This is a genomic window from Lacibacterium aquatile (genome assembly GCF_042683105.1).
Classification (GTDB): Bacteria; Pseudomonadota; Alphaproteobacteria; order Elsterales; family Elsteraceae; genus Lacibacterium; species Lacibacterium aquatile.
This window is the reverse complement of the sequence record NZ_JBHUIP010000016.1, coordinates 438,179-450,233: the sequence shown is the minus strand read 5'-3', so window position 1 is coordinate 450,233 and position 12,055 is coordinate 438,179. Positions and strand designations below refer to the sequence as shown.

Genomic DNA, 12,055 nt, shown 5'->3' with positions numbered 1-12,055 from the left:
ACTTTCGGGGTTGAGTTTCCCCGACAGAGTTGATTCATGTTCGACCCGTTTGTCCATCAATCCGAAGCCTTGGAAGGCGCACTAGCGGCCCGTGACCGCTTTTTGCGCGCCGACTATCTGCGGATCGACGAGGACCTGATGCTGGTCCAGGGCGGGCAGCCGATCCACACGTTCCACGATTATTTCAAGGACCGGCGCCCCGAGGATATCGAGGTTCCACCCGACTATCGCCTGCCAGCCGCCTTGATCGAGGACATGGTCCTGACGACCAGCGCTCTCAATCGCGCTCAAGCCGGCGATCCGATGGCGGAGATCGCGGCTATCGAGAATGCGGCGATCTGCAAACGGATCGGCGAGACGCGGACTCCTTTGCGCAATGGCCAACTGCTACAGACGGGCGATCTGATCGAAACCGGCGCCTTCAGCATTGTCGAGCTGGTCCTGGCGACCAGCCTGAAGCTGTGCATCGGCCCCATGTCGCGCCTGCGCCTGGATCGCCGCAGCCTCGCCCCCACCGGGACCGGCCTCAGGGTCGGCTCGATAGAGCTGACGTTGATGACGGGATCGGTGGTTTCCCTCGCCTCTCCCACTGGTGCACCGCCTGCCGTGGTCACCCTGCGCACACCGCTGGGCTGGCTCAGCTGGTCCGACGCCACCATGGGCGCCCAGATCGCCGCCGGGGACGAACCCGATACGGTCGGTATCATACGGCAAGCCTCCGGTCCTACCGGGGCGGTGACTCTCGTCAATGACAGCGGTACCCAGGTTCTGCCCGTCGGCCCCTGCATCGTCCCCTTGAACGGACATCGGGAGTTCGGTCGCCCGTTGCGCGACCTGGGCATGTTGGACGACTACGGGTTTGCAGCCTTGCTGCCCTCACGTCGAGTTCGCTACTGACGCTGCCGCGCCAGCGCGATAAACTGGCGGCCTGCTGATCGTTTTCGCCTTCCGGTGATCCCATGGACCCCTTGCTGCTGGCCTTCTGGGCAACCTTCGCCGTGGCGCTGCTCGCGCCAGGGCCGAACTTTGCCGTCATTCTCTCGACCTCCCTCAAAGCCGGCCGCGGGCCTGCCTTGCGGGTTGCCAGCGGCTTTGGCCTGGGCGAGGCGATCTGGGGCTTTGCCGCCGTCTTCGGCGTGGCGACCCTGGCGGCCCATCATCCCTGGATCGAATGGTGCCTGCGGATCGGCGGCGGGCTCTTCCTGCTGTATCTCGGCTATGGCGCGCTGAAGTCGGCTCTACGTCCCCAAGCCGCTTCGGAAGGGATCGCGCCGTCGGCCCCCGCAACCGGCTTCTGGCGCGGCCTCGGGTTGATGATGCTGAATCCCAAGGCCGGGGTTTTCTGGGTCTCGCTGACCGGTGCGATCCTAGGGCCTGATGTCAGCCTGCAGACAGGCAGCGTCGCTGTGACCGGCGCGGTCATCATGTCGCTGCTCTGGCACTGGTCGCTGGCCTATATCCTGACGGCACCGCTGGTGCAGCGCCTCTATCAACGGGGTAAGCGGGGGCTTGAAGCAGTTCTTGGCGCCGTTCTGGCAGGCTTTGGCCTGAAGCTGCTGCTGTCATGATCCGGATCGGCGTCAGCGCCTGCCTTATCGGGGCGCCGGTGCGCTATGACGGGCGTGCGGCGACGCTGGAGGATAAGCTGCTCGATACCTGGAAGGCAGAAGGGCGGCTGATGGCTGTCTGTCCGGAAGTTTTGGGCGGCCTGCCGACTCCGCGTCCTTCGGCCGAACGTCTGGGTAATCGTGTTGTCACGCAAAGCGGCGAAGATCAGACGGACGCATTTGTCGCAGGAGCAGAACGCGCTGTCAGGGCTCTCAGGAGCGCAGGGATCAAGGCCGTAATCCTTAAAAGCAAAAGCCCGTCCTGTGGTTTGGGCAGAATTTACGACGGAAGTTTCGAAGGCCGCCTGACGGACGGCGACGGGCTGTTTGCCTTGGCTGCCAAGGCTGAAGGTCTTGCGGTTTTTCGCGATGACCAGATCCAGGCAGCTTCACAATGGTTGACCGACTTTAACCAATCTATGGAAGAAATTGGCTAATCCCCAAGTTTCTCTTGGGAAGTTCCCCATCTCTTCGCACTTGTGCGAATCCCGTCCATAGATAATCTTCAGGGTAACAGGCGTAGGTCCCGCTTAGGAGCTAACGTCCGCGCATCGGAAGGGTTGGGGGAATAGACCTCCAGCCGCATCAACAACGGAGAAAAACCGTGACCGTCGGCATCGACACACTCAAAACCCGCCGCTCCCTTACCATTGATGGCAAGAGCTATGACTACTTCAGCCTTGCCGCTCTGGCCGAGCAGGGACACCCCGGCGTCGCCAAGCTGCCTTTCTCGCTGAAGGTGCTGCTGGAAAACCTGCTGCGCTATCAGGACGAGCGCACGGTTGCGGTGTCGGACGTGAAGTCGCTGGCCGATTGGCAGCCCGCCCAGGCCGAGCGTGAAATCGCCTATCGCCCAGCCCGCGTGCTGATGCAGGATTTCACCGGCGTTCCGGCCGTCGTCGATCTGGCCGCCATGCGCGATGCCATCCACAACCTCGGCGGCGATCCGCAGAAGATCAACCCGCTGTCGCCGGTCGATCTGGTCATCGATCACTCGGTCATGGTCGACGCCTATGGCTCCGCCCAGTCGTTCGACGACAACGTGAAGCTGGAATTCGAGCGCAATAACGAACGCTATGCGTTCCTGCGCTGGGGCCAGACCGCCTTCAACAATTTCCGCGTCGTGCCGCCCGGCACCGGCATCTGCCATCAGGTGAATGTCGAATATCTCGCCCAGGTGGTCTGGACCGCGGACGAGCAGGGCAAGACCGTCGCCTATCCGGACACCTGCGTCGGCACCGACAGCCACACCACCATGGTCAACGGCCTGGCCGTTCTGGGTTGGGGCGTGGGCGGTATCGAAGCTGAAAGCTCCATGCTGGGTCAGCCCGTCTCGATGCTGGTGCCCGAAGTCGTCGGCTTCAAACTGACCGGCAAGGCCCCCGAAGGCGTGACCGCCACCGATATCGTGCTGACCGTCACCCAGATGCTCCGCAAGCTGGGCGTCGTCGGCAAGTTCGTCGAATTCTTCGGCCCCGGCCTTGCCAATATGTCGCTGGCCGACCGCGCGACCATCGCCAACATGGCCCCGGAATATGGCGCAACCTGCGGCTTCTTCCCGGTCGATGCCGAAACCATCCGTTATCTGTCCTTCACCGGCCGCGATCCGAGCCGCGTGAAGCTGGTCGAAGCCTATGCCAAGGCGCAAGGCATGTGGCGCGACGAGTCGACCCCCGACCCCGTCTTCTCGACCGTTCTGGAACTCGACCTCGGTTCGGTCGAACCCTCGCTGGCCGGTCCGAAGCGCCCGCAGGACCGTGTCGTCCTGAAGGATGCCAAGGGCAGCTTCGCCAAGACCTTCGCCGAAAGCGGTGTTGCAGCCGCTCGTAAGGTTCCCGTCGAAGGCAAGAACTACGAGCTGACCGACGGCGACGTCGTCATCGCCGCCATCACCTCCTGCACCAATACCTCGAACCCGTCGGTTCTGGTTGCCGCCGGTCTGGTTGCCAAGAAGGCAGTCGAGCGCGGCCTGACCGCCAAGCCGTGGGTCAAGACCTCGCTGGCACCGGGCTCCCAGGTCGTCACCGACTATCTGGCTGCCGCTGGCCTGACCCCGTATCTCGACAAGCTGGGCTTCAACCTCGTCGGCTATGGCTGCACCACCTGCATCGGCAACTCCGGTCCGCTGGACGAGCCGATTGCCGCCGCCGTCGAAAAGGGCGACCTGATGGTTGCCGCCGTGCTGTCGGGCAACCGCAACTTCGAAGGCCGCATTTCGCCGCACGTGAAGGCGAACTACCTCGCTTCCCCGCCGCTGGTCGTTGCTTACGCGCTGGCCGGTTCGATGAATGTCGATGTGACCACCGAGCCGCTGGGCACCGGCAGCGACGGCCGCGCCGTCTATCTGAAGGACCTGTGGCCGACCAACGCCGAAATCCAGCAGGCCGTCGATGCCGCGCTGACCCCGGCGATGTTCAAGAACCGCTACGGCAACGTGTTCCATGGTCCCGACCAGTGGCGCTCGATCGAGACTGCCGAGGGCGAAACCTACAAGTGGGACAGCGGTTCGACCTACGTGCAGAACCCGCCCTACTTCGTCGGCATGCCCAAGGCCGCGCCGGAGACTCTGTCGGACATCAGCCAGGCCCGCGTTCTGGCCCTGCTGGGCGACTCGATCACCACCGACCATATCTCGCCGGCCGGTTCGATCAAGAAAGACAGCCCCGGCGGTTCCTACCTGCTGGAACATCAGGTCCGTCCGCTGGACTTCAACAGCTATGGCGCGCGCCGTGGCAACCATGAAGTCATGATGCGCGGCACCTTTGCCAACATCCGTCTCAAGAACGAGATGGTCGAAGGCGTGTCGGGCGGCTGGACCCGCTATCAGCCCTCGGGCGAGCAGATGTTCATCTATGACGCCTGCATGCGCTACAAGGCCGAAGGCACCCCGCTGGTGATCTTCGCCGGCAAGGAATATGGCACCGGTTCGTCCCGTGACTGGGCGGCCAAGGGCACCGTGCTCTTAGGGGTCAAGGCCGTCATCGCCGAAAGCTTCGAGCGTATCCACCGCTCGAACCTCGTCGGCATGGGCGTCCTGCCGCTGCAGTTCAAGGATGGCATGACCCGCCAGTCGCTGGGCCTCGACGGCAGCGAAGTGGTCGACATCATCGGCGTCGCTGCGGGCCTGAAGCCCCGCATGGATGTCGATGTGGCGATCACCAAGGCCGATGGCTCGCGTCAGGTCGTGAAGGTGCTCTGCCGCGTCGATACCCTCGACGAGGTCGAATACTACCGCCACGGCGGCATCCTGCAGTATGTGCTCCGCTCGCTCATGAGCGCATAGCGCTCGGGGGTCGCTCATGAGCGCCTAAGACGCTTTAAAGCATTACAGAAGAAAAGCCGCCTCCTAACCGGGGCGGCTTTTTTCTTAGGCGCGGCTCCGGGCCACCAGGACAAGCCCCCGCACGATCATGAAGTGCGTGCTCAATACCGCGACGGAGAAGGATAGGATCGAGACCGCATGCAGCGGCGAGGTCAGCAAAGTGTCCGCGCAGGCGCTTTCCTGCCAGAGAATCCAAACTCGCAAGCTGAATAGTACTGCGGTCAGGAAGAACATCGCCGCGCAGATGCCCTGGCGCAACGTCTGGCTGCGGTCCTGCCAACCCGGCCGCATGATCGCGAGGCCGGACAGCAGCGTAATCATCATGTGATAGGGATGCACTGATACGCCACGGCCGCTATAGCAATCGGTGTAATAGATAAAATAGGTGAGGCTCGCCATGCTGATCGGGAAGGCAACGGCGATCAGAGCCCGCCACAACCGCTTTCCGCCCGACAGGAAATCGACGTAGAGCGCCATCCCCACCAGGATCAATAGATTTGCCAGGAAACTGGTGAGAAACATCGGAATTGCCATGCGGAGCATGGTCAAGGCAGCTCCAACTGCCATGAAAGCCAGCGACAACCGATAACCCATGAAGGCCCGATCGGGCTGAGCCGTCGCGGTGCCAACTGCAATCGTAAAGGCGATGACGCAGGCAAGTAGAACCAGCAGATAGGATAGAACCGACGCCAGATCCATGACCGCCCACAAATTCCAACAAAGACGCTGCCTTCTTTGACCGGCAGCGCCTCTGCGTGCAAGGGCTAAAAATTAGTTAACGGCGGTATTTTGCAGAAAACCTGCATCTTTTAGCGGATTACAAATGAAATTAACAACTAATCGCCGATCTGCTCGACACTTTGGATAACAAATCCCCGAGAAGAAGGGTAACGCGCTTCCAGCTTACGGCGAGCATCGAGATCATTAGTGGCAGTAATCTCAACATAGCGCGTATCGGCCCAACCTTCGTCGAGCTGGCGCGGCTTCAAACCACTTTGCACATCGCGGGCGACAACTTGATTAAAAATAGCGGCCTCGTAACGCGGCATAGTACAGCTCCTAAATTCTTTCCCTCAATACTCACGAATTGAGGGCCACAACGCAAGGTGCGCGACATTGGCAGCAAGCTGACAAACGAGCAAGAGGTAGCTAGGGTTCCGCCCATGAACCGCACACGTTTTGCTCCCAGCCCCACCGGCTTTCTGCATTTAGGCCATGCCCTGGCAGCCCTTTATGCCGAAGCAGCGGGCGAAGAAATGCTCGTGCGGGTTGAGGACATCGACACCACCCGTTGCCGCCCAGAGTTTGACGCTGCGATCTTCGAAGATCTGGCCTGGCTTGGCATCCGTTGGACGGGGCCGGTGTGGCGTCAGTCAGAGCGGTTCGATGCCTATCGCGCAGCGCTGGCCCACCTTGAAGATCAGAGCCTGCTCTATCCCTGCTTCTGCACCCGCAAAGAAATCCAGGCGGAAATCGCTGGTGTCGACGCCGCCCCCCATGGGCCAGACGGCCCTTTGTATCCCGGCACCTGCCGTCACCTGAGCACCGAAGAACGGGCCGAAAAGCTGGCGGCTGACAGACCCTATGCCCTACGCATCGATATGGAGCGGGCTATTGCGGCAACGGCTCGCCCGCTCACCTTTCGGGAGCATGGCGTCGAAATCGTTTCGAATCCGGAACAATTTGGCGATGCCATCCTGGCCCGCAAAGAAACCCCGACCAGCTATCACCTGGCGGTAACCGTCGATGATGCCGCCCAAGGTGTCACGCTGGTCACAAGGGCCGAGGATCTTCTGCCCGCGACCCATCTGCATCGATTGCTGCAAGCGCTGCTGGATCTGCCAACGCCGGACTATCGGCACTTCCCTTTGCTGAAAGGTGCAGACGGCAAGCGCCTCGCCAAGCGCGACGGCGCAAAGAGCCTGCGGGAGCTACGGACCGAAGGAGTGTCACCGGAAGACGTCAGGCGGCAGTTGGGGTTTTGACCTGACATGCTTTAAAAATGAACCGTCATGCCCCGGTTTATCCGGGGCATCTCCTCCAAGCTGGTGCCGAAAGGCCTCGGCCGAAATCGGATATGCTCCCGGAGGAGATCCCCCGCATGAAGCGGAGGATGAAGGCGCTAAAGATCTAAACTCAGATCCCGCTGCCGCCCGCCATAGTGCGTTCCAGCTCGTCCCGGATTCCAGCGGCGGACTTCAGGGCGCCGCGCACGCGCGGGCGCATCTCCGGGACCTGCAGATCGCTGATGATCCGCGCCGGGCTACCGCCAAGCAAGATGACCCTGTCGGCCAGATAGACGGCTTCATCGAGGTCATGGGTCACCATCAGCACCGATGCCCCGGTCTCCCGCCAGAGACGCAGCAATTCATCCTGCATGCCCGCGCGGGTGATGGCGTCGAGCGCGCCGAAAGGTTCGTCCAGCAGCAACAGATCGGGCTTCAAAGCCAAGGCACGGGCCAGGGCCACGCGCTGCCGCTGCCCCCCTGACAGCTGATAGGGCCAGCGTTTGCCGAAATCAGCCAGCCCGACAAGTTTCAGTGCCTTTTCCGCCATATCCCGCCGCTCGGCCTTGGGCAGGCCTAAGCTTTCCAAACCGAATTCAATATTTGCCAGCACCCGGCGCCAGGGCAGCAGGCGGGCTTCCTGGAACACCAGCGATGTCGGTCGATGGCCGCGCCCTTGGGTGAAATGGGTGGTGACGGTGCCGCTCGACGGCTTGGAGAGATCGGCCAGCACCCGCAGCAGGGTCGATTTGCCGACGCCCGAGGCGCCGACGATAGCGACGAAACTGCCCCGCTCCAACGTCAGATCCAGCCCCTGCAGCACCACGTTCGGGCCATAGGCAAGGCTCAGCCCCTTAATCTCGGCTATCGCTGCCATTGGAGAATCACCTTGGAGAACAGGCCGAACACGATATCGGTAAGGCTATAGAGCGCGGCAATCGTCAACATATAGACGATCACCACCTGGGTTTGGAGCAGACCGCTGGCATCCTGCATGCGCGAGCCCATGCCGGGAATGCCGAAGAGTTCGGCCGCCACCACCGCCATCCAGCCCTGACCCAACGCAATGCGCACGCCGCCCAGAATGCCGGGCGCTGCCGCCGGCAGGACGATCTTGGTGACCTTGGCGAAGGAGGAGCGATGGCCGAAGGCTTCCGCCACCTCGAGCAGGTCGGGGTCGACACTGCGCACAGCGGCAAAGGCCGAGAAATAGGTGATCCAGAAGACACCGACGCCGATGATAAAAACCGCGGCGCCTTCGGAAATGCCGAACCAGATGATGGCAAAGGGGATCCAGGCGATGCCGGGGATCGGCCGGATCACGCGCACGATCCACTGCTGGGCCGCTTCATAGCGATATGAGAGCCCGGCGGCGATCCCAAACGAAATCCCAAGGCCGCAGCCCGCGAGCAGACCCAGGAAATAATGCCCGGCGCTGCCCTTGATCGCTTTCAGCCAGAAGCCGCCGGTGACTTCCTTCCAGAAGGCGGCGGGCAGGCTGGAGGGGGCAGGCGCGACGAAAGTCGGCAGCAGGCCGGATTGCGCCAGCGCCTCCCACAGTAGAACGAAGACCAGAAGTCCCCCGGCCCCAAGGCCTAATGTCGATGCACGCGAAAGGGGGACTCTGGACATACGTTACTTGCCTGCCGCTTTGTAGAAGCTGTCGTCGAACAGCTTTGCCAGATCGACCTGCTTTGCGATAGCCCCTTGTCCAACCTGGAATTTCTGCATCTTGTCGGTCGATTCGAAAATATCGGCCGGGTTCGACACAAAGTTGGAATAGGGCGAGGTCAGCGCCTTCTCGATCACCGACACGTCGCTGAGGCCCGCGCCCAAAATCTTATGCACGCTGGGAGCAACCTTCTTGGCATCGGTCTTCAGGGCGTCAGTCGCGCGGATATGCAGCTTCACCAGCGCCTTGATGGCATCCGGGTTCTTCTGCTTGTACTCGTCGCGCACACCGACGACCGAACCCGGCTGGCCGGGGAACAGCTCGCCACCCTTGGCCACCACTTCGATGGAGGGGTCGAGCTGAAGGATCACGGTGATCAGCGGCTCGCGGATCGGTGCCAGATCGACGGCCTTGGAGAGCAGTGCCTGCTGAGTCTTATCGATGCCCATCGACAGGATCTCGACTTCTGCTGCCGGAACCTTGGCGATTTCCTGCAGCCAGTAGCGGGTGATGGTATCAGGCACCGAGCCGGACGGCTGGGAGGAGATCTTGACCTTCTTGCCTTCGGCCTTTGCAAAGGACAGCAGCGCGGGACCCGCGCCTTCCTTCTTGGCGAGTTCGGCGTATTTGCCACGGCCGACCAGCACGATCTCCTCGGTCGCGGCGGCTGCGACGATGGAGATCGGCACATCCTGCGCCTTGGCGACAATCAGCGGGGTGACGCCGCCGTAATAGGCGTCGATCTTGCCCGATGCCAGCGCCTGCACCATGGCGGGACCGCTGTCGAACTTGGTCAGCTTGACGTCCAGACCGGCTTCCTTCGCCCAGCCCTCGCCTTCCAGCACAAACAGCTGAGCTGAGCCCAGAACGGGAATATAGCCGATTTCGATCTTGGTCTGAGCGAACGCAGGGGCGGCAATCAGCGCCGCAAGGCCGGTCACGGCCAACAGTATTTTACGCATTTTGCACGCCCTTTTGTAAAAACAGGTCAGGACGCATGGTATTCACGAGTCTCAAGCCGCTGTAAAGGATATATCAGCGCAGCTTGAGGTGAATTTTCCAATTCACATGCTTTATGTGTTTTTATTAACGATCAATCCATCGAGGATCGTTGCTGACAGCAAAGCCGATGCAGCATCGAAATCCTCCTCGTCCAGCGCGGGCTTGGCGAGATAAAGCCCCATCTGGGCCGAGAAATCGGCGTAATGCTGGGTCGCCGCCCAGATCTGGAACAGCAGATGGCGGGCATCGACCTGCCGCAGCTTTCCCGCCGCCATCCAGCCTTCCAGCACATTGACGGTGCGGGCGAACCAGGGCAGCAGACTGGGCGCCAGACCGGCCTTGATGAAGGGAGCGCCATCCATGACTTCGCGCGCCCAGACGCGACTGGCATCGGGGCGCAGGCGCGACCAGCGCAGCTTGTCGGCGATATAGGCGCCCAGGGCGGCACGCGGATCGGCGGCGGGATCCAGCGGATCGGCAGCGGTCAGCCAACCGGCCATGGTTTCCTCCAGCACCCGGCGATAGAGCGCCTCCTTGGTGCTGAAATAGTAATGCAGATTGGCCTTCGGCACCCCGGCCCGCGCCGCGATGAAAGCCGTGGAGGCGCCGTGATAGCCGAATTCGGCAAAAACCTCGGCCGCTACCGCCACCAGTTCGGCTTCGGTTCGCTGGCGCTGCACCTCGCGCCGGGACGGGCGACGGGTTGCGGGTCTATGGCCCTTGTCGATCATGGCTTCGACCAGATCATTTGCAGACGGTTGAGGTCAAGCAGCACCATAGGCCTCCGCCATCTCGGCCACATCGGCCAGCTTGCCGTGCAGCAGAGACCAATCGTCTCTTTCGGCAATCGGCGCCCAGATCGCCTCTACCTCGTCGATCAGCATCGTTACCGGAGAGGGGCGCTTGAAATAGGCATGATCGAGCTTGATGCCCGCAACCGGCTCGCGATCCAGGATCCGCTGCCGCACCGGGCGGAATTCATGCATCTCATAGACGCTGGCGAGCGGCCCCGCCGCAGCGCGATCCGCCGACAGGCGCCCGCCGTACCAGTCGAAGAACACCTGCTCAAACCCGCAGCGCGCCTCATAGAGGAAGGCATAGAGCGAGGTCACAAGCCCCAGATCCGCCGACTCATCGTCCGTGCGCTGAAGACCGAGACGCCGGAAGAATTCATCCACCAGTGCCCGCTCGAACCGGGGCTGGAACTCAGCCAGGATCGTGGTCAGCCGGTCCTCGGGACAGAAGCCCAGGAAACATTCGGCAAGACGCGTCAGGTTCCAGGCCAGTGTCGAGGGCTGCCGTCCATAGGCATAAAGGCCGTTCTGATCGAAATAGGCCGCCGTGAAAGCCGGGTCATAGATCGGCAGCCAACGCCAGGGGCCGTAATCGAAGCTTTCGCCCGTGATGTTGATATTGTCGCTGTTGAGCACGCCATGCACGAAGCCTGCGGCCATCCATTGCGCGCCCAGACGCGCGCAGGCGGACACCACGGCGTCGAGCAGCGTCTCCATGACGCTCGCCGCGCTCTCGCCAGCACTTAAGGCCGGGTAATAGGTCGCAAGGCTATAGCGGGCCAGCTTTTCGATATTCTCCGGCTCTTCCAGATAGGCAAACCGCTGGAAGCTGCCGATGCGGACATGACCATGGGACAGCCGGGTCAGTACGCTGGAGCGCGTGGGCGACGGCTCGTCGCCCCGTACTAACGCCTCGCCGGTCTCGAACAGGGCAAAGGTCCGGCTGGTCGTCACGCCCTGGGCCGCCAGCATGTTGGTTGCCAGCAGCTCGCGCACCCCGCCCTTCAGGGTCAGGCGCCCATCGGCCGTGCGCGACCAGGGGGTCTGGCCGCTGCCCTTGGTGCCAAAATCCATCAGCCGCCCGTCGATCGTATCGAAGGCCTGCGCGAACAGAAAACCGCGCCCATCGCCAAGGTCGGGGTTGTACACGCGGAACTGATGGCCGTGATAGCGCAGCGCCAGCGGCTGCGGATGCGATCCGGGCAGCGGCTCGAAGCGGGCGAAATGGGCAGCCCATTCAGCCTCGGTCAGGCTATCGAGCCCCATGCGGGCAGCTGCGGCCTGGTCACGCCAAACCTCTCGCGTCATCGGAAAACGGGCGGGAGCGACGGGGTCGTAGAAATCGGGACCGAGGGTAGCGTGCGCGGTCGAAGGCCTGAAACGCGGGGAAACCGGCATCAATACGAGAGGATCAATGGTCGTCGGATTGGGCAAGCCAGCCGTGACGCATGGATTTCACCACCGCGTCGGGATTCTTGTCGACCAACTGGCGCAGTTTGGCGACGAGGTGGCTTTTAACACCCCCATCGACGCCGCGCAGCTTCATCTCCATCTCCGCCAGCAACGGATCTGCTTCGTCTTTTTTTGGCGGAACGCTGGGAGGATTGGCCATGTCGGATCTTCCGGCAGTCGGTAAGGGGGACGCGCCCCCT

The 12,055-nt window shown here is 62.2% G+C and carries 13 protein-coding genes; 5 read left to right on the top strand and 8 right to left on the bottom strand.

What is annotated here, in order from left to right; translation table 11 throughout:
* Positions 1 to 36: 36 nt before the first annotated feature.
* The 4 genes from ACFSM5_RS21735 to acnA all read left to right on the top strand — a co-directional run bounded on the left by ACFSM5_RS21735 (position 37) and on the right by acnA (position 4,890).
* The gene (locus ACFSM5_RS21735) at positions 37 to 897 is read left to right on the top strand and encodes a FecR family protein (RefSeq protein WP_379878985.1); all 861 of its coding nucleotides are present in this window, start codon (positions 37 to 39) and stop codon (positions 895 to 897) included.
* 62 nt (positions 898 to 959) lie between these two features.
* Positions 960 to 1,568, top strand: a complete 609-nt coding sequence (locus tag ACFSM5_RS21730; protein ID WP_379878983.1) for a LysE family translocator — start codon at positions 960 to 962, stop codon at positions 1,566 to 1,568.
* Positions 1,565 to 2,044, top strand: a complete 480-nt coding sequence (locus tag ACFSM5_RS21725; RefSeq protein WP_379878981.1) for a 2-thiouracil desulfurase family protein — start codon at positions 1,565 to 1,567, stop codon at positions 2,042 to 2,044. The genes ACFSM5_RS21730 and ACFSM5_RS21725 overlap by 4 nt, the downstream gene beginning before the upstream one ends.
* A 167-nt stretch (positions 2,045 to 2,211) precedes the next feature.
* Positions 2,212 to 4,890 carry an aconitate hydratase AcnA gene (gene acnA / locus ACFSM5_RS21720; RefSeq protein WP_379878979.1) on the top strand — a complete coding sequence of 893 codons (2,679 nt, stop codon included), beginning with the start codon at positions 2,212 to 2,214 and terminating at the stop codon, positions 4,888 to 4,890.
* Between the two features lie 84 nt (positions 4,891 to 4,974).
* Here the strand turns inward: acnA and ACFSM5_RS21715 are convergent, their stop codons facing one another.
* Positions 4,975 to 5,628: a hypothetical protein gene (locus tag ACFSM5_RS21715; RefSeq protein WP_379878977.1), complete on the bottom strand. Its 654-nt coding sequence runs from the start codon at positions 5,626 to 5,628 to the stop codon at positions 4,975 to 4,977.
* 137 nt (positions 5,629 to 5,765) lie between these two features.
* A complete protein-coding gene (locus ACFSM5_RS21710) occupies positions 5,766 to 5,978 on the bottom strand; it encodes a hypothetical protein (RefSeq protein ID WP_379878975.1) in 213 nt (70 codons plus the stop codon).
* 114 nt (positions 5,979 to 6,092) lie between these two features.
* Between ACFSM5_RS21710 and gluQRS the strand changes: the two genes are divergently transcribed.
* Positions 6,093 to 6,914, top strand: coding sequence for a tRNA glutamyl-Q(34) synthetase GluQRS (gene gluQRS, locus ACFSM5_RS21705; protein WP_379878973.1), 822 nt, complete (start codon positions 6,093 to 6,095; stop codon positions 6,912 to 6,914).
* Positions 6,915 to 7,065: 151 nt separating this feature from the next.
* On the opposite strand, the gene ACFSM5_RS21700 is transcribed toward gluQRS, so the two are convergent.
* From ACFSM5_RS21700 to ACFSM5_RS21675, 6 genes are all read right to left on the bottom strand, one after another.
* On the bottom strand, positions 7,066 to 7,812 hold the full coding sequence (locus ACFSM5_RS21700) for an ABC transporter ATP-binding protein (protein ID WP_379878971.1): 747 nt from the start codon (positions 7,810 to 7,812) through the stop codon (positions 7,066 to 7,068).
* Positions 7,800 to 8,567 carry an ABC transporter permease gene (locus ACFSM5_RS21695; protein WP_379878969.1) on the bottom strand — a complete coding sequence of 256 codons (768 nt, stop codon included), beginning with the start codon at positions 8,565 to 8,567 and terminating at the stop codon, positions 7,800 to 7,802. The genes ACFSM5_RS21700 and ACFSM5_RS21695 overlap by 13 nt, the downstream gene beginning before the upstream one ends.
* Before the next feature lie 3 nt (positions 8,568 to 8,570).
* Positions 8,571 to 9,569 carry an ABC transporter substrate-binding protein gene (locus tag ACFSM5_RS21690; RefSeq protein WP_379878967.1) on the bottom strand — a complete coding sequence of 333 codons (999 nt, stop codon included), beginning with the start codon at positions 9,567 to 9,569 and terminating at the stop codon, positions 8,571 to 8,573.
* A gap of 111 nt (positions 9,570 to 9,680) precedes the next feature.
* Positions 9,681 to 10,340, bottom strand: coding sequence for a TetR/AcrR family transcriptional regulator (locus ACFSM5_RS21685; protein ID WP_379878965.1), 660 nt, complete (start codon positions 10,338 to 10,340; stop codon positions 9,681 to 9,683).
* A 33-nt stretch (positions 10,341 to 10,373) separates the two neighbouring features.
* On the bottom strand, positions 10,374 to 11,801 hold the full coding sequence (locus tag ACFSM5_RS21680; protein ID WP_379878963.1) for a protein adenylyltransferase SelO family protein: 1,428 nt from the start codon (positions 11,799 to 11,801) through the stop codon (positions 10,374 to 10,376).
* A 13-nt stretch (positions 11,802 to 11,814) separates the two neighbouring features.
* Positions 11,815 to 12,015 (bottom strand): v-SNARE N-terminal domain-containing protein, encoded by a 201-nt coding sequence (locus ACFSM5_RS21675; protein ID WP_379878961.1) that lies wholly within the window; start codon positions 12,013 to 12,015, stop codon positions 11,815 to 11,817.
* Positions 12,016 to 12,055 lie beyond the last annotated feature (40 nt).